12 protein-coding genes are annotated in these 19,726 nt (G+C 43.0%); all 12 read right to left on the bottom strand.

The window, feature by feature from the left end:
• Positions 1-402: 402 nt before the first annotated feature.
• On the bottom strand, positions 403-753 hold the full coding sequence (locus E0E36_RS16310; protein WP_130856852.1) for a DUF5615 family PIN-like protein: 351 nt from the start codon (positions 751-753) through the stop codon (positions 403-405).
• The gene (locus E0E36_RS16305; RefSeq protein WP_242627259.1) at positions 743-1,027 is read right to left on the bottom strand and encodes a DUF433 domain-containing protein; all 285 of its coding nucleotides are present in this window, start codon (positions 1,025-1,027) and stop codon (positions 743-745) included. The genes E0E36_RS16310 and E0E36_RS16305 overlap by 11 nt, the downstream gene beginning before the upstream one ends.
• A 33-nt stretch (positions 1,028-1,060) precedes the next feature.
• Positions 1,061-2,638 (bottom strand): SLC5 family protein, encoded by a 1,578-nt coding sequence (locus E0E36_RS16300; RefSeq protein ID WP_130856851.1) that lies wholly within the window; start codon positions 2,636-2,638, stop codon positions 1,061-1,063.
• A gap of 11 nt (positions 2,639-2,649) precedes the next feature.
• Entirely contained in the window at positions 2,650-3,726 is a 1,077-nt protein-coding gene (locus E0E36_RS16295; RefSeq protein ID WP_130856850.1) for a Gfo/Idh/MocA family protein, read from the bottom strand.
• Positions 3,727-3,960: 234 nt separating this feature from the next.
• Positions 3,961-4,641 (bottom strand): L-rhamnose mutarotase, encoded by a 681-nt coding sequence (locus E0E36_RS16290; protein WP_168204543.1) that lies wholly within the window; start codon positions 4,639-4,641, stop codon positions 3,961-3,963.
• A 1-nt stretch (position 4,642) separates the two neighbouring features.
• Complete coding sequence (locus tag E0E36_RS16285; protein WP_130856848.1) at positions 4,643-7,420, bottom strand: alpha-d-galacturonidase; 2,778 nt, start codon at positions 7,418-7,420, stop codon at positions 4,643-4,645.
• 7 nt (positions 7,421-7,427) lie between these two features.
• Positions 7,428-8,855 (bottom strand): RagB/SusD family nutrient uptake outer membrane protein, encoded by a 1,428-nt coding sequence (locus E0E36_RS16280; RefSeq protein ID WP_130856847.1) that lies wholly within the window; start codon positions 8,853-8,855, stop codon positions 7,428-7,430.
• 30 nt (positions 8,856-8,885) lie between these two features.
• Positions 8,886-12,050: a SusC/RagA family TonB-linked outer membrane protein gene (locus E0E36_RS16275; protein ID WP_130856846.1), complete on the bottom strand. Its 3,165-nt coding sequence runs from the start codon at positions 12,048-12,050 to the stop codon at positions 8,886-8,888.
• 441 nt (positions 12,051-12,491) lie between these two features.
• A complete protein-coding gene (locus tag E0E36_RS16270; RefSeq protein WP_242627257.1) occupies positions 12,492-14,396 on the bottom strand; it encodes a right-handed parallel beta-helix repeat-containing protein in 1,905 nt (634 codons plus the stop codon).
• A gap of 293 nt (positions 14,397-14,689) precedes the next feature.
• Entirely contained in the window at positions 14,690-15,718 is a 1,029-nt protein-coding gene (locus E0E36_RS16265; protein ID WP_130856845.1) for a GntR family transcriptional regulator, read from the bottom strand.
• 117 nt (positions 15,719-15,835) lie between these two features.
• Positions 15,836-18,265, bottom strand: coding sequence for a glycoside hydrolase family 2 TIM barrel-domain containing protein (locus tag E0E36_RS16260; protein ID WP_130856844.1), 2,430 nt, complete (start codon positions 18,263-18,265; stop codon positions 15,836-15,838).
• A gap of 12 nt (positions 18,266-18,277) precedes the next feature.
• Positions 18,278-19,408: a glycoside hydrolase family protein gene (locus E0E36_RS16255; RefSeq protein ID WP_130856843.1), complete on the bottom strand. Its 1,131-nt coding sequence runs from the start codon at positions 19,406-19,408 to the stop codon at positions 18,278-18,280.
• Positions 19,409-19,726 lie beyond the last annotated feature (318 nt).

Below are 19,726 nucleotides of genomic sequence, written 5' to 3'. Positions count from 1 at the left end.
ACCGAAGCAACGAGCAGCAAAGCATTTGTACGTTTGTTCATATTGCAGTACCCAAGCGGATTGAAGAAGTGAAACGGCTCCAATACGCGCCAATGATGCTTTGCAATCAGTTGCAAGGTAGCCTACACCAGCCTTGATTTATTCACATGTGTTTGTTTTCAGATGAGTTCATGAACTCATCACTACGTTCTTCGGTTTGCTCAACTTTTATCAAGAAAAGTTGATTAAAAGAAACGTTCCTTTTAAGTGCGTTTGCTCTGATTTTCACTTTTGCCTTTACTCTTAACAGCAAGTAGGACTTTAAAACAATTATTACCGAGGTTTGTCCCTTGTGTCAGGTTCTTCTGTAGCTCCGCAATTAAGCCTATTAGCTCTGATTTTAGCGAAGCGTATTCATTTACATCACTGCAGTTCCACCATATCAATATCGCTTTCTGCTAAGATAGTCAGCACTTCCTTCATTCTCGGTTTTATTTTTTCCCAAAGTATTTGGTTGCTGCAATTCCCTATCTTTAAATTGATCAATTTTGGTGGGGAACCGAGCTTGCTGATTAATTCAGGAAAGTCTGCATCTTTCGAAACGAGCACAACTTTGCCCGCAGACTTTGCCCGATTATATATTGTTAAATCATCTAAGAAATGTAGGTCTAGGCTATAAGACGATTTTACAATTACATTTAAGTGTGCCATCATCCATTTAGCGATGACGGGAGAAATATTGGTGTCTAACCAGATTTCCCAATCAAGCGGCATAAATCACAGCTGTATTCTTAACTTTTAATGAGGCGTATAATAGCGCAGCCTGTATATCCAACTTTTCCAGTATAGGATGTTGCTCCAACAGCTCCTCTTCCGAAAGTCCGCTCGCAAGCAACTCCAAAATATCGCTTACAGGAAATCTCAACCCCCTTATGGTGGGTTTTCCCCCCATCAATCCTGGTATCAGCGTAATACGATTTAATAGTTCCTGTTGCTTCGCTTCCATAGTTATACTTTCATTTAATGCAACCAAATAAATGTTATTCAAAGTTAGCAAATTTTAGTCGGATATTCAACGTTGCTAATGCCCACTGAAAATGGCATAAAGCAACATCATGACCACTATTAAACTTCCCCACGCCCATTTCACGGTTTTCGTTGTTTTTACGGCCAGATAAGGTATCACCGCTAAGTCTTCCTTTCTCCCAACAAATGAAAGTAGGATCGCTGCTCCCATCAAGATAACAAAAATATAAAACGATAACAGCAGATAATGCGGCCAAAAAGTATATTTATCTGGTGTAAATACCCATAGATAAGCGGCACCTACTCCCAAACTGAAAGCAGATCCCAAAGAAAGTACAACATTAATGGCCAGACGACTTGTCCGTTTCCAAAATACCGTCAAAAGGAAGACGACCGATAAGGGCGGTGCAATAAATCCGAGTACCGATTGGAAGACGTCGAAGAGATTAAGCCCTTTAATCTGGTCGATCGCCAAGGCCATCATAATAGCAAAGAGACAGCCAACAAGAATGGTTAGTCGCCCTACCCGGACAATTTGCGCTTTACTAGCTGTAGGATTCAGGCGTTTGACATAGATGTCCATCGTGAAAACCGTACTCAATGAGTTTAAGGAAGAACCAATCGTACCCACTAAAACCGCTATCAATACCACAATTACCAATCCATTGAGCCCCGTTGGAAATAGGTTGGTCACCATCGTCATGTAGGCCTGTGTTGGATCGGCTAGATTTGGGTATAACACGGCGCATAGTACGCCGGTAAGAATAAAAAGAGGGAGCGACAGTATCTTTAACCAAGCGATGAAATTGACGCCTAGCTGTCCTTGTTCCAAGTTCTTCGCTCCTAAGACGGATTGTACCATCGCTTGATCCGTGCAAAAGAAAGCAATCGCAGCAACCGGATAGCCTAGGAGAATGGCATGCCAAGGGTAATCTGGATCAGATGCCGGTCTTATGAGGTTCCAGAACCCGCTCGGTACGCCTTTATAGAGAGCCGAAAAGCCGCCCACTTGATGCAATCCTAATACCGTTAGCAGGCAGGAAACCGCAATCAATAACAGCATTTGAAAGATATTGATGCGGGCAATGGTTTTCAATCCGCCAATGTAGGTAAAGAAGGCTGCAAAAAAGACAAGCACCACCACCGAAATCCACATCGGAACACCCAGTACCTGTCGAATCAGAAAACCTCCGGCAAAAAGCCCGAGGGATAACCAGGAGATCAGCATTTTCACCAATGAATACCATGCCAATATACTGCGCGTTGTATCGCCGTAGCGTTTCCCCATAAACTCGGGTAAAGTCATCACATCGGCTGCTAGGTAACGAGGCGCAAAAACAAGGGCTAACAACAATAAAAACACGAAAGCATACCAATCGAAATTTACCGCTACGATACCGGTCGTATATCCAATGCTAGCAAAGGCCAAAAGCATGGAAGGCCCAACATTGGTTGCCCACATATTAAAGCCGATACTTGCCCAACCCAATGATTTGTTAGCAAGAAACAACGATTCCTGCTGCTTTGCTTTACCTAGTAAACTAGATCGAAGTCCAATGATAAGCAATAACGCAATATATCCGACAATAATTGAATAATCAACCCAGGTCAACTTTGATGCAATACTTTCCATCCTTCAATCCTTTATCTAATTGGGTTCTCTAAACCGAATTCATCATATAGTTCCTGTAGCTTTACAGGGGTTCCAAGGCGTAATGAACGGTCCATCGCTTGTAATAAGATAACGGTACCTATACCTTCAGTAATATCAGGATAAGCAGTGGTCCCGGCCGCTATATTATCGGCGAAGTATTCGAGGTAGTTTTGGTATTCACCGGCGTGATGGCTTTTTCCTTCAAATCGAAAGTAATGTTTTAGCTTATGTTCCCAAGTGATTATCTTTTCCTCTCCCTCAGCGGTGGTGACGGCATAACGCAAATCCATATAATCACTCTGACTGCAGCCTGTTGTTCCCCTCAGAATACAGCTCATTTCGCTATCCCGCGTTACGGGTTGAATTGGCCCCGTGTAGGCCCCGCTGACCCTCGCTATACGGCCATCTTTTGCTTTGAAAATGAAGTGCATCGTGTCTTCGTTTTTTAATCCTCCCGCTTTCCCGTTACTGCTTAACATGCCGTACCCCATTACCTCTTCAATATCGGGCAGATACCAACGTATAAAATCTACCGGATGGCTTAAGCCGCCATACAACCATTTGAAGTTAGATTCTAAAGACCACGGTTTCGCTAAAAACCAACGATGATCGGCATGATAATAAGCCTCTATCGTAATCAATTCTCCGATTACACCTTTTTCAAAATCGGCACGCTGCCTTTTCATGGGCTCAAAAAAACGCGAACTTTGTCCGATAAAAACTTTTTTTCCACTCGACTGCGCTAACTCCAATAAGGGCTTTGCATCAGCCAAATTATCAATAAAGGGTTTCGTGCAAACCACATGTTTTCCATGCATGAGCGCAAGTTTTACGTGTTCCGCATGAAACTTATCAGGTGTATAAACAGCGATAGCGTCTATTGATTTGTCTTCTAGTAAGTCGCTGTATTGCGTAGTATACGCGTAAAAGTTAAACTCTTCAGCTCTTTGTTTACACAGCGCCTCATTCAGATCACACATTTTTACCAGTTCAATTTTTGAACTGTTCAAGGCCGCAGAAATCGTACTACGGCCTTCACCTAAACCTAAAATTCCTAGTTTTAACATATTCGTTATTGGTTGTTTGTTATTGGTTGTTCGTTGTTCGTTATTAGTTATTAGTTATTAGTTATTGGTTGTTGGTTGTTAGTTATTAACTATTCGTTGGTAGAAAGCGGCAAATCGATATTGGATGCTGCTTCGTATTCCTTAAACCTTAGAGCCTAAAGCTTATCGCTTATAGCTTTTCTCAAAACGCACAACTCTCAGCTCATTGATCATTCAACATTCACTCATCATTCATCATTCATCATTCATCACTTCAAACCGCACCCACACCTCATTTGCTTTCGTACCGGATAAACCTTCCTGATAAGTGGACATCAAACGATTCCATTCATCGACTCGTGGATTGTTTTCCACCGTTCTTTTATTGAGTTCTTCAAAATTTGCTCCTTCCGGAATATCGATAACCAATAGTAGCTGCCGACCTGTTTTAAATAGCTGCACTTGTTGAAATTCTGCTCTGCAAAAACCCTCGGATACTTCCGGCCATTCATCAAATTGCCGACGGTGATAATCAAGATACGATTGTTGCTTGGCACTATCAGCCACTAGATTGGCCGATAGAATTAGATGATCTCGCTTTCGACTATTTTCCTTACCGTCTGTACATCGCGTCCTATCAAACACATAAAAAGGTTCGCGGACTAACATCACTTCTGCTTTTGGAAACCGTATTTTACTTTGCTCATAAAAGGCCATAGCCTCCTCCTCCTTTCCATAAAATAAAAGGCGATTTCTCCAATGGTATAAACCATCCTTACTTCCAGACTGATTCAGCAAATCAGCCATCAACTCAGCAGATAAGGTGTCACTATCGTTCAATACAAGCTGTACAAATTGATAAGGCTGTCCATGCTGCTGTGCAAAAGAAGAACAGGCGAACAACAACCAAAGGAAACAACAAGTAAGTTTTTTCATATTACTCAAATAACCAATCGATGTTCCGTTCATCAGGTGGCACACCAATATTAGCGTCATAATTTTTTAGTTCTGTAGTTCCATCTATAAATCCCAACAACAAGAGTTGTCCCTTTGGCAGGGTTAAGCTGTGCTTGCCCGCAGCAAAGGAATAGGTGTGAATGTCTACAGCGGGTTGATCGCCTAAGGCTATCGCATTGGCAATAAAGACTTCCGACTGACCATAGTCGTTGGCAGATGCATCGTGTTCCAAATCAGGCGCCGGTGCATATGAATTTTCACTGTGCTCCGCTCCGAAGGCAAGGTCTTTCTGTCTAAAATATCCCACCAATAATTTAACAGGCTTTGTTGTACTAAAACGAATGCTTGTCAGCGTGTCGATTAATTTCCGTTGACGGAGACGAACGCCTTTCAAACCAATTAAATCGGGTGCTAAATCCGACAGGCTAGCAGGCGTGTCAGCGTATGGACTCGCGCCCTTGGTCAACGAATAATATTCCAGCTCTTTATCTTCCAATTTCACTTCTACTGATTGAAGCTGATTGACTGCAACATCCGCTCTTCTAGGTGCCCCTTTCAATGAATCGATCTGTTGCCTGAAGTGGACCAACTCTTTTTCATAAAGCGGCAATAACTCTTCCCAAGTTTTATATTTTCCGTCTACGCCGCGAATGGGAATTTTACGTTGCGTAGTCTGCATACTGTTTGCATACCAATAAGTGTGACGGGTTAGTTCCGTCAACTGTCGATAATGTTCCACGCTCCGTTCCAGATAGGGTAAGGCTTGCTGTAAATCAATTATATCATTTGAATATTTGTAGCGCAATACCGCAATTGCAGCCCTTGCCTTTTCGGCATAAAAGTTGGCCAAGGCTTGATAGCAATACATATCATTGCGAATCCGTTCAAACTCCTCTTTATGGTGTTGCACACTATGCCCTACTTCTTCGATCCACTCAACCGCTTTTCGACCATGTTCTTTTACCTCATCCGCCACTTGTATTGGGGTTTCGCCTATATGCGGTTCTCCGTTCCATTCTTTCTTGGCATAATCGATGATCATCTCTCCCTCGGGTGCTTCCGACTCATAGAGTAAAGTAAAAAGTCCGTAGCGGTAAGGGTTGATCAGCTGCGTCATAAACATGCCAAGACTTAATGTTTGGCGGTTACCATCAGTAATGCCATAACGACGCAAAAGCTTAGGGGCAATTTCTCCCATTTCTTCGTAACTTTTTACTATTGCAAGCCCTGCTTCTTTATTGACACCAAATTGCCGTGCAAACAAACCCGACCAATAATCATTCTCCTCAACTTTATCCCGATTGGCTTTCCAAGCGTAGCGTGCCCACGCTTTATACCAGAGCCAATCCCGATCAACCTGTAATAGTCGCTTATTCCCCATATTGTCGATCTTATCGGCGGCATAAGGCCAATCCCAGTAAGACGCTTGTGGATATAAATGCAATCCGTTCGCTTGATACACCTGATGCATGGCTTGCACGCTTTTCTGAATAAAATCCGGTGAACCATAACGGAAGGGCTCTAAATTTGCCAGGATATGTACATTTTGTATATGCACGGGTGCTGCCTTGCTCAATGTACGATGCAAATCGGCCCATTTCCCTCTCGGCGTATACGTTGTTAAAGCCTCACCGTTATACTTAGCCATCGTGTAGAGGTTCTTATAAAGGGGAAGAGCCGCCTTCATTACGCGAGGCGCATCCGTGTCGTGTGCCCGCAAAACAATCGGCGGTTCTTGACGTAATCCCAAGCGCTTTAAGCCGTCCTGTACACCCGGAATAATGGTTTTGGTAAACCAATCCACGTCATCTTGCCCTACACCTTCCATCGCTTCTCCAAGGGTAACCAGTAAACCCACATTTGGATACTTCTCCACAAAAGCGGCAATCGACTTCCGGGTATAATCCGCAATCATCGGTATGATGGGGCGATTTCGATCCTGGGTTTTGAGTTGGTGTTTTTCAGCAAATGGTTTGGATATAATAATATTGTAGAACATTTGAATAATCCAAATCCCTCTTTTATCTGCCTCCTCCGTAATGAACTTAAAGATGGCTTCGTTTTTCTTGAATGTCTCTTCATCCACTTCTACTGCGTAAGGATATTCGGGTAAGCGCACTAAAGATGCAAAAGGATGGCCGTTCCACAGATAAAGCGAATTATACCGATTTTCCAAAAGCATATCCAGATACCGTATCCACTGCTTTTTATCATACAACCATGGGAACTCCGCTTGGGTATAGGGGTATTCATATACCGTTCTTCCTGGTAGATAGCTTGTTTTTTGAATACCGATGGCCGTCCCTCTCAATACCATTTCGGGATGGTCTTCACATACTAAGTCCGTGGGTAGCACGCCACCATTTTCCAAGATAGTCTCGGCTAATTTCAACGTGCCATATAAAATCCCGCTATCGTCAACTGCCCGGACGTAGCCGCCACCCGTATTCAGTTTGATTCGGAAACTTTCCTCCACTTCACTATTCGAAAGCACGTCCCAACGATCGGGAAAATCAGTAAACTTACCAATCAACAGAGATCGTTGTTGATACTTTTTCCTAAGACCACTGGAATCTACGTTCACTTTATAACCCGCAGAGCGCAAAGTTTTCGTCAAACTATCTGTGCCGTACGTGAAGCGCGGTGACATTTTCTTTGGCACTACTAAAACAAGTTCCTTTTTTTGTTCAGACGTAGCTGCTGATGAAAGCGAAAAAAAGGAAAAGTAAAACAATAACGCAAATCCAATATTTCTCATAATTTTTTTATAATCCTTGATAAGCCGGGTTTTGTGTAATCGCCGGATTTTGCTGAATAACTATTTGCGGAATAGGTAATACCGTTTGGTTTTCGTTCTTGATCGGCTTCGTCTTACTTACAACCGCTACCGCCCGGTCCGTCCGCTTCAGATCAAAGAATCGGTGAAACTCCAAGGCTAGCTCCACCCTTCGTTCATGCTCAATGGCCAGGGCCAGGCTATTATATTGGCTACTTGGATAAGCGTCGCTACCGTAAAGCGGCAAATTGACACGTGCGCGTACTTCATTTAAATAACGAGGGTCGTCTGTAGCCTCGGCTAACATCAATAAAACATCTGCATATCGCAGCACCATGAAGTTATTATTGCTCAACTCTTCGCCCGCAGGAGCCGGGGCCTCTTTATCAACCCATTTATTCTGAAATTTAATGGGAATAAAAGTTCCTTCTTTATTGGTATATCCCAGGGATACGGTTTGTTCTCTTCGCGGATCGCCTTCCTCAAACTCACCATACAAGTCGTCCGTTACCTGATTCATTCCGCCACCATACAAGGTAAGCACAAAATTCTCTGTCGGCGCGTACTCCCGCCAGTATCTACTAAAAGGCAAATTGGGACTTCCGCCCTGATACTGGATTTCAAAAATGGATTCGGCTGTATTTTTAACATTTGCACCCCACAAAGCTTCATACCGTGGCATTAAGCTAAACTTCCCATAAACCTGCAAGAGACTCTCCGCCGCTTTGTCCTTTTGGTTTAAAGCTAAATAAACCTTCCCCAGTAAGGTCAACGCAGCATATTTCGAAGCTTTGCCTGCTAAGGTGATGGCAGCGGGTTCGGGTAAATTAGCCGCAGCATATGTTAAATCTTCTACCACAAAGGCATATACCTCCGACTCCGGTGAGCGCAGGGTGGCATAGCTTTCTTCAACGGAAATCGGCCGGCTCACCAACGGAATATCTCCCCACATTTGCACCATATTGAAATAATATAGGCCGCGGAGAAAACGCATCTGTGCGATTACTTCTGTTTTATAGGTTTCGTTGAGTTCTGCGGATCCAATTTTATCCAATACAATATTGACATTATACAAAGCTTTGTAACACTCTTGCCAAAAGCGATAAACTTCTGTATTAGATGGCTTCAGATTATAGTCTTTAAAAGCCCAACGATCTGACTGAATACCTGCCACATTATACAGGGTAGCATTGTCCGATAGTTGTTCAGCAAAGTAGGACACGGCGCTTGTCGGACCGTAAAAGGTATATAACGTGGCGTATGCGGCGTTAACCGCTAATTCAAAATCCTCAATGGTTTGATAGAAGTTCGACTGGTTGGCATTGGAAATAGGTGCCAGATCCAGAAAAGATTTTCCACATCCATTCAGGACGAAGATGATGGACAGTGATATATATACTTTAAATAAGCGTGTCATAATAATCATTTTTATCCTTAAATCTTGTTTCTAAAAATCGATTTTCGCGCCAAACGTAATAACGCGCGGCAACGGATAAGAGCCATAATCCACTCCTAAAAATGCACCGGATGGAACACTTACAGTTGATGTTGCAGACGGCACCGCATTCGAAAATATATTGCTATAGGATGTCGATTGGTAAGTGGTATTCTCCGGATCATAATTGGTGTATTTACTCCACAGATAAACGTTTTCTGCATTGGCAAAAATGCGTATTCCTTTTGCCGGTGTTTTTGACACCCAACGTTGTGGCAAGGCATAGGAAATTCGGATGTTCTTCAGTCGAACAAAGGTGGCATCTTCTACCCAATAGCTGGAGAAGCGTTCTTGATAACCTTTGGGATCAACCGTTGGCTTAAAATGCCAGCCATCTCCCGGATCGCTTTCCGATTTCCAATAATTGGCTACCTTAGCAAAGGCATTGCGTCCGGCATTCCATATACCATTAAATCGAACCAGCTGATTGGTAATCTCACCGCCAAATGAACCTTGGAAAAGAAAGGATAGCTCAATCCCTTTAAACGAAAAGCTATTGTTCAAACCTACAATAAAATCGGGTTGGTTATTGCCTATAATGGTTCGATCGGCTTCTGTAATACGGCCATCGCCATCTACATCCCTAATTTTTGGATCTCCGGGTTTTGTAAAGCCGTCACCTCTGGCTGGACTCGCTTCTATTTCTGCCTGATTTTTGTAAACACCATCATATATATAGCCAAAGAAGTTTGATATAGGCTGGCCGACTTCCGTTTTTACCTGAACAACGTAATCGGTATAAAGTAGAGGCGCATTACCGGGACCCAATTGCAGAACCTTATTTCTGTTCAACGACAAATTAAAATCGGTACTCCACTTAAAATCACGGTCTATATTCCGACTATTAATATTCAGCTCAAATCCCCGGTTCCTTAATTTACCCGCATTGGTTAACTGTGTCGCAAAACCGGTGATATCCGGTACGGGTACATTGAGTAAAAGATCATTCGTAACAGAATGGTAGAATTCGGCACTCAACCGGAAGCGGTCTTGAAGGAAGGCGACATCTACACCCAGGTTTAGCATATTGGTTCTTTCCCACCGCAAATCCGGATTAGGAATATTGGTCAACATTAAACCTGTTGCCAGCTCACTTCCATAAACATAATTGGACGCTCCCAATAGGCCAATCTGACCGTAGTTTGGAATCTGATTGTTACCCGTTGCCCCATAACTTGCACGTAATTTCAGGTTATTAATTGCTTTTACTGATTCGAAAAATTGTTCATCCGATATCACCCAACCTCCCGAGATAGAAGGGAAATAGCCAAAGCGGTTATTTGCTCCAAAACGCGAACTCCCATCCCGACGCAATACTGCTGATAAAAAATAGCGATTTTTGAAATTGTAATTCACGCGACCGAGATACGATATCATAGCCCATTCGTAGGCAAGTGAAGTTCCTCCATTCACGGTTCCGGCATTTAATGTCGGTACCAGATTGTTGGGAAAGTTGCCGGCAGAAAGCGCTTGGTATTCATCTCGCTGCTTTTGCACCGTGTACCCTAATAAGACAGCCAAACCGTGATCATTGAACTGCTTATCATAATTTAAGGTATTTTCCGACAGCCAGTTAAGCATAAATCGGGAGTTAGCGTTTCCCTGTGCAGGAAGGGCCGACGAATACCCATACTTCTGATCTTTATTCCAGAACATTTCGTAACGTGTATTCAGCAAATTTGCATTGATGCTAGTTTTGAATTTGAGTCCATCAAGAATTGTGTATTCAGCAAAGGCATTACCAAGCGTATTGAACGATTTATTTTGCTTGTAAAGTTCTCTCGTGAGCGAGTAGGGATGCCATAGCTGCAAATCCGTATATTGCGCAAAACGGTACCAGCTGGAATTCGGGTCCTTAAATCCGAGGTTACCGTTTTCGTTATACACCGGAAATATAGGTGCACTTTGCAAACCTAGACTGATGACATCGCTCTTTCCTTCCGTTCCTTCGGTACGATCGTAAACGCCCGTCACACCTAAGTTCAATCCAATAGCAAATCGATCCGATACTTGTTGCCGAATATTGGAGCGCAGGGTTAAACGCTTTAGATAATTCTGATCTAATACCGCTTCTTGATCGAGGTAATTGCCGGAAAACAGAAATTGTGTTTTTTCCGTACCTCCTGAAACGGATAACTGCGCCTGGTGCGAAGGGGCTGTACGAAACATAACGTCCTGCCAATCGGTGCCTGTACCCAAAGCAGCTCGTTTCACTGGATCGGTAAAGTCTTCCGGGATTTGAAAAGGCTTGGTTCGAACACTATTTGGATCGCTAGCACTTCTACCTTCTCCCGAGTTGATCCACCCGTTGTTGTGTGCATCGATATAATATTGGATGTACTGTTGTGCATCCATCAAATCAATCCGTCGACTCACTTTTTGGATACCATACTCGTAGTTGAAACCGACATGAGTTGTACCCGCTTTACCCAATTTGGTCGTTACCAATACGACGCCATTGGCTCCTCTTGAACCATAAATAGCTGCTGACGAGGCGTCTTTTAGTACTTCCACAGATTCGATGTCTTGTGGGTTGATATTATTTAAATTAAAGTTCTCTATAGGCATGCCGTCTACGACGTAGAGCGGATTGGTACCGGCAGTAATAGAACTCGTTCCCCGGATTCGAATGTTCGGCGACTGCCCCGGCGCTCCTTGAGATTGGGAAATATTTACACCCGCTAACTGCCCTGCCAGCGACTGTGCTACATTACTGAAAGAACGGTCTTGGAATTTTTCGTGACTAATCGATGCTACCGCCCCTGTTACCGCACGTTTGGTTTGCGTACCGTAGCCTACTACAACGACTTCATCAAGGCTTTGCTCTTGCTCCACAAGCTCAATTCGAAGCAAACCTTGTTGCAGAACAGGTACTTCTTTCGTCTCATAACCGATGGATGAAATAACAAGGCTTTTCGTATTTTGGGAAACCACGATACGAAAATGACCCTCAGCATCCGTCACACTGCTTTTGGTGCCATCTTTCGTCTTAATCCCCACTCCGGGAAGCGGTTCCTTCGTTTTGGCATTCGTTACCATTCCTTGCAAGGAACGTTCTTGGCTGTAGGCTATCCCCGACAACAGCCAAAGGCTTGTCATTAACATGATTAACTTCATTGAATTAGGCTTATATTCACAATAAAAAAATTCAACGCTTAAATTGGTTTAAGCGTCAAACTTACGTTTTAAACCTACTGAAGTTTTGTAAGATATTTGCTTGCTTGTGTAGGATATTATCAAAGCTCTTCTTACTTTTTTCCCGCAAAAAAGTAAGCAAAAAGCTCGTCGCTTCAAACTTTTACAAGAACGGTAGTGCGTTCACCTGCAAGATGTAAAATTTTGGAGGCGACATTTTCGAAGACATACAGTCTGTGCTTTTAACCAAATGTATCAATTTTTGGTTCGCCTTCACCGCTCACAACTAGCAACCAACAACTAAATTTCGCCGTTCACTGCCAACTTTCAGGAATTAGCTTCCAATCAAGCTGTAGGCCTTAAGCGATAAGCTATAAGCTTTAGAGGATAAGGTCTATTTCCAAAATTCATCGCTCATAACTCCTAATTCCTGCCTACCGGCAGGCAGGCATCATTCCTTAACCAACCATACGCGTCCTCCAATCCTGCTTTTCTTTTTATCTCTTCTGATACCATAGGGCCGTTATTTTCCCAAACATTGTTGGGGCCATTCGCGTTCTGCAAAAATTTCTCTTTCGGACACCAATTGTTTTTAACAGTAAAATAGGCCGATCCTTCGTCTGTATAAAGGTAAAACCAATGTTCCGGCAAATGGGCATAAGGAGCAGCATAGATGCTATCGATATAGTTATTTTCGATAACAGAGCCTGGTTGCGCAGAGAGTGTATAAATACCGGCTACATCATTCATGTACTTGGCGTAATGGTGAATTTTATTGGCAATAACACGATTATTAGCCATTACATTCACCGTTGGCGTCCAGCCCCAACCTAAACTAATACCTGTATAGGCGATCTCACTGATTTCGTTATGCCGGATATCGGTATTGTTGACATAGCCTGCTCCTATAGCCACACATCCCCAATCTTCCGTTGTGACATTTTTAATGAGGTTATTCTCTACGCTATTATGGGAGGCCACAACCCGCCTGTCCGTTGGGTTATAAGGCAGGTGTGTTTCAAACGCCTCATCCGAAAACACACCTAGCAATATACCGGATCCGCCTATATCATGAAACACATTTCCTTGGATCGTATTGAACTGAACGGCTTTATGATAATCCAAACCCGTAGAGGCTAAATGTTCAAATCGGCACCCTTTAAAGGATGTGTGCTGCGCATGCGATACACTTACCGCAGCCGGTGGCCGACCAATCCAAGCTTGATTTTCGAGCCCCTTTTTGTCGGGCGTTCCGGGAATCTTTAGTTTATAAGCGTCCAATAAGTACATACCGGCTTGCAAAGCGACATGTCCTTGCTGTGAGGGCCGAAGCCATGTACTATGTTGCCAACTGATGCCGGAAAAATGGATATGCTTTACAGGAACATCTAGGGTGCCCTCTATACGGAGCAGGGTTTCTAAATACGGAACAATAACATTCGCGGTAGCTAAATGTTCATCTTTTTGAGGCCAATAGTAAAGCTTTCGACGGAGTTTATCAAGATACCATTCTCCCGGCTCATCCAAAAATTGGATAGAATTGCTTAGGTAAAAGGCAGAGTTTCCGGTCTCCTTCGATATCCATGGTGCGGGCCAAGGGTGCTCGGATTGTATCTTACTCTCCGGTTGCAAAAACGATAGTCGCACACTATCCCCCTGTACAAGTGCTTCTTTTACGCGTAATACAGCAATGGCCCACCATTGATGAATGAAAAACTCCATTCCCGGCTGCCAGCTGAACCGTGTCGATTTAGGCTTGGGAATCCAGCAGGTTTGGGCTTGATGATCCCAAGATAATATCCTTTCCATGCGATCACCATCCGTGCTCTTTGCACGCTTCGCTTTCCGGTTATTAACCCAAAGTTGCCTAAAGTCAAGTACCTGATCACCCATTAGTGGTGCTTCGATTTCCCAAACTTTTCCCTGGGCTGCTGCGGGTAGCCCTTCAATTCTTCTATTTACTTTTTTCCAGCCATGCGGCAAGCTGATGCCTCCGCTGATAATCGGATGTGCATTAGCGGAGGCTTTAATATGTGTTGGACTATCCGCCGTTCCTGCATCTTCCGGGCGGATAAAAATAGCTTCATGTAATGTATAGGTTCCATCCTGTAAAATAATGTCAATCCCTCCGGATACCTCCTTGGCCTGTAAGCGCCTCCATTCCCTTGCCTTCCTTAATGCGGCACTTATAGAAGCCAAGGGTGAGTCAATACTGCCTCTGTAGGTGTCCTTTCCCTTGGGAGACACCCAAATCTCTGCCCCGCTTACTCCCTGAAAAAGCAGCGTAAATAATAAGTAAATTGGAATGAAGTATTTGATTTTCAACATCTTGTTATCATCTATTTAACGACTTTCAATGTAAACCGAAAGCTTTTCTTTTAATTCCGAGTTACTTTTTTTCATCATTTGTCAGTTTTTAAGGCATTCAAGCTTCTCGCCTACAGGCTCGAGGTTTCCGCAAAAAGTAACCAAAAACTCCCGGCTGGAAATCTCCTTTGAAAGATTCTACTTCTACTTAGCCTCTACTACCCGGATATTTCAAGGCCGGACTTTTATCGACTCGAACAGTTCCTACCTAAGGATTTATTTTACGTAAACACGTTGGCATCCGTTTCATTCACCTATAAAGAACCCCTAAGCTGTAAACAAAAGTTTAAAGCAATGTGCTGTGGCGTATTCTCTTTAATCGACTGAGCGGTTAAGGAGGCCATCTGTTTGTAATCGGTACTGATGGTCGTAATACCACCGGCAATGTATTTTTTTAATGGTGCTTCATTGTAAGAAATAATTCCCAAATCCTTACCCAACACGAAAGCTGATGTCGAAACTTTATCCAACAGATTCACCATATCATCATCGTTTACACAGATATATACCTCGCCGCTATTTAATTCAACATGATCCACCTTATCCAAAATAGCACGTTCAAAAGCATATTGCTGACAAAACTTATTAAAGCCGCGCTTAATTTCATTAGGGAGGTAACTCTTTCGATGAAGGATGAGTTTTAAAGTATGGTATTTTTCGAGCGCAGGTAAGGCTTTTTCCAAAGCCTGGTAAATATCCCCTTCAAAGTCTTCATAAATCGTACTATGATTCCCTTTAAGTCGTTTCAGACGCTTATCCAGTAGGATTAATTTGTCTTTTGGAAGTGAGTCGATCAAAGCCTCCGCTTCATCTTGGTTATCAAAAAAATGAGGCAGTATCACATAGTGGCTATAGTCACGTCGCTGATTTAATAAACGCTTAAACAAGAAAAAATCGTTGTTATATACATAAAAGTCAATTGGAATATAGTTACCTAATGATGCTATCAGTTCATGATAAAAAATACTTTTCCCTTCGCTGATTTTGTTAACCAACAAGCAAATACGACCAGGACTACTGATCTCCGTGGTTGATATAAAATGCCCCTTTCCCGGCACGGCCTTTAGGATACCTAAATACCGTAAGTATTTATATCCTCTATCGGCCGTTTCCCTCGAAATCTCTAAATGATTGGTAAGCTCATTCAAAGAAGGTAATATATTGTCCTTTTGAAACTTTCCTTCTTTAACGGCACTTAATATCGCATAGGCGAGTTGCAGGTATTTTGGCGTTGAAGAATAGTTGTCAACACGGATATGATCAAAAAAAATGCTGTTGTTCATATTATTATAGTTATTAGCTGTTAGTTATTAGTTATCAGCTAAGAGCTGTCAACGTTCGGCATCACTGCTCGTGCTACTGCTACTTAAAAACACTCATCCCTCATAACTCATCATTCATCATTCATCACTCATCATTCTCACCACGTTAAGTTTCAACGCCGCTCCTTTTAACCCTTTTGCGCTTGCTTTTAAAATGATTTCTCCTGTATTCGCTTTAGCTTGGATAATAGCTAGGCATTTGCCATTATATGCTCTCTTTCGGTTTCCTTTCAGCGAGGATAAATCCGCCTGAAAACCATTATCAACTCCTGCTATAAATCCTGGCCCTTGTATATCAAACACAATTTCATTATCTGCTATAGGTACTGGATTTCCCTTGTCGTCCATGATGTCCACCGTAACAAACGCTAGATCATTTATCCCTGCACGCAATTTATTTTTATCTACCGTGAGCCGAATGCTGGCTGGTGTGGAAGCGGTTTTAATTTCTTTTACTAAAACCTCCTTTCCATTTATGCTGGAAACGGCTTTTAACGTTCCGGCTTGAAAAGGAACCGTCCACGAAACATGGATATCATCCCCTTGCTTTCGCCGAGTTCCTAAGGATTGGCCGTTCAGAAAAAGCTCCACTTCATCAGCTTGGTTAAAATAGGCCCATACATCAATGGTTTGCCCCGCTTGCCAGTTCCAATGTGGCAATAAATGCAATACAGGCTTATCAGTCCATTCGCTTTGGTACATATAGTACACGTCCTTTGGAAAACCCGCCAAATCAATAATACCGTAATAGGAGCTTCGCGCTGGGAAATCATAAGGCACCGGCTCACCTAAATAATCAAAGCCAGTCCAAACAAAGAGTCCGGTCATAAAATCACGTTGCTTAACGGCTTTCCATGCTTGTTCATGGCTGGTGCCCCAATACGCTGCAACCTGATCATAGGCTGATACGGTAAAATCCGGATTACCGTTCTTGACAAATTTTTCCTTCGCACTCGGCGGCCAAAACCGCAAGGTATCATGTCCTAAATCATAATGACCTCGAGCTGCTAACGCAGAGGTCGTTTCCGAAGCGATGAACTTTTGTCCCGGAAAATTGATCGGCAGGCTATCGTATTGTTCATACTTATAATTGAATCCCAAAATATCCAATGCGTTAGCCTGCGCAATGAAATTCTTTTCCAAATGAGTTTCAGTTAATGCAGCGGTAACCGGGCGGGTATTGTCCTCTCGACGGACAATAGCTACCAGCTCTTGGGTAAGCGCCCTACCGGTGCTGTCGAACTGCTCTCGTATTTCGTTCCCAATACTCCACAAGATAACCGACGGATGGTTACGGTCGCGCTTGATCAGGTCAATCAGATCTTGTCGATGCCATTCATCAAAGTCGAGGGAGTAATCAAACTTATTCTTTTTCTTCCGCCACATATCAAAGGCTTCATCCATTACCAAAAAGCCTAAACTATCGCATAAATCCAGGAACTCCTGTGCCGGTGGATTATGAGATATCCGAATGGCATTAGCACCCATTTCTTTGAGCAGCACAAGTTGTCTTTCCATAGCTTTCTTATTGATGGCCGCTCCCAAGGCACCAAGATCATGATGCATGCAAACACCCAGTATCCTTTTTCTCTCTCCATTGAGCGAAAAACCTTCTTTAGCATCAAAAGAAAAGTAGCGAATGCCCATCGGTACCCTATATTGATCTACTAGTTGTTTTCCAACGTAAACTTGTGTTTCTACTTGATAACAATACGGGTTTTCAGGACTCCAAAGGATTGGCTGCGGTACTTCAACTTCAAAGTTTGCCTTACTTGTACCCAAAGGCAGTTGCTGAGGAAAGCTTTTTTTAACAACTGCCTTACTCTCTTTATTAAATATCGTAATCACTATATCTGCCGATACAGCTTTACCTTCTAGGTTTTTAAAAGTAGTCTGCTGTTCGATAATAGCCCGCTCCTTTTGAACCGATGGGCTCCTTACAAAAGCACCCCAATGATCCACAGCAATCTTATTTTTGGTTACCAACCAGACATTCCGATAAATGCCGGAACCCGAGTACCAACGGGAATTAGGTTGCTGGCTATTGTCAACCCGAATCGCAATTACATTTGTTTGCTTGCCGCCTTTTACATAAGGGGTCAGATCATAGCGGAAGGAGGTATATCCGCTAGGCCGTTTTCCAAGATAATGTCCGTTAATCCAAACCTCACTATTTCGATAAATGCCGTCAAAGTCGATATATACTTGCTTTCCCTCTATCGTATCGGCTAATTGAAAGGTCTTTCGGTACCATGCAATGCCTCCAGGAAGCGCGCCGCCTTGATTAGTTGACGGGTGTTCTTTCGAAAATGTGCCTTCAATGCTCCAGTCGTGTGGCAAATCCAGTACTCGCCATGCTGCATCGTTAAAATCCACTGATTTTGCTTCCGGTCGATCGCCCAAATGAAACTTCCATTGTTCATTAAAGAGCGTTTTACCCCATTCCTGCCCATACAGCGTCAAGGCAAATAAATAGAGGAAGAAGAATGACGTAATCGTTTTAAACATTTCTGATAGATTTTATGGTTGTTTTTTTGGGCCTACGGGTGGAGCAACAAACTGCAGCCCACTTTTTCCCAAGTCTTTAGACGTAGCAACTGCAATACCCCGCTGCTCATCTTTATTCACTGCGCAATAAAAATGATAGACTACGCCCTCGTGCTTCAGCACAAAAGATTTATGCGCATATAAAGCATCAAAGGGTTCAGAGGGCTCGATCAAGTTTTCACCTTCCCAGTCCGTCCAGTGGACCAGATCTTTGGAAGCTGCAAAACGATTAAAGGCGCCCTTACGATCTTGCCAAAAAGCACCGAAATAAAACATAACGTAGGTATCGTCCATCTGTTGAATGACGGCATCACCGGTGATACCTACCGGATGATGGACAATCGGTTCCTGAAGATAGCGCTTCCAATGGACCATATCGTCTGAAACGGCCATACCGATCCGCTCAAACCACCGTGTTTTCAGATTATTTTGAGCTGAATCACCATTGGCGTTATAATACATCACAAAGCGATGACCGCTTAATCGCTTTTTATCCTCGATCACCGTGCTTTTAAACAACTTGCGGTTTTCCCACCATCGCACATCCGCGTCTTTTGCGGTGAATAAAGGTTTTTCCATACGTGTCCACTCATGGGCTATCCAAGGTTTCCCTTTTGTATAAGCCATGCCAATGGAGAGATTACCGGCTTCATACCCTCTACCATCGCCTCCAAAATAGGACATCCAATATTTTCCTTTGTATTTTTTTAGCTCATAAGTACCTCCCCAAGTTATATCCTGTAAGGCATTATATCCGGCCTTTTGATGCGCATCCCAAGTCTCACGATCGGAAAATGACATCAACTTGCCTAAGGTTGTCCATTTCAATAGATCATTACTGCTGGCCAGCCAAGTCTCGTATCCACGCCCATCGAAGATTAAATAGGTCATATACCATTTATCGCCCTTTCTGAAAACCGTTGGACAATCCATTTTTTTATCATTACTCGGTGGCACCATCACCAAGCCATATTTATACGGTGTTTTAACCTCGCGGTAGATGCTTTCCATCTCTTCGGGTGTCACTGCTACCGCTTGCGCATAAAGAGGAACTCCCTTGCCGAGAAGAATAAAAAGTAAAATAATATATAGGTGTTTTTCCATTTTTTGTATTAAGACTTAGGTATGATAAAGTAAAAATTCAAAAGTAAACCTGCCTGCGGTAGGCAGGAAGTAAAAAAGCCTATTCTCCCACCGTTCATCACTCATCACCCATCATTCATCATTCCTTTTCAGCTTTCAGTCGAACGAACCTTTCTCACAACTCACAACTCACAACGGGCAACTCGCAACTCATCACTCATATACTCTATTAAATTGCAAGTTTTCAGGCCACATTTTTTTCGGAGCTGTTTACATTTTTTTCTCTCGGATCCAGACATATATAATCTCTTGAATATGGCGTTCTGTTCTTTACCACAC

The sequence above is a fragment of the Olivibacter jilunii genome (assembly GCF_900607235.1).
Lineage (GTDB): Bacteria > Bacteroidota > Bacteroidia > Sphingobacteriales > Sphingobacteriaceae > Olivibacter > Olivibacter oleidegradans.
The sequence above is the reverse complement of the archived record's forward strand: the minus strand, read 5'-3'. Positions and strand labels throughout refer to the sequence as shown.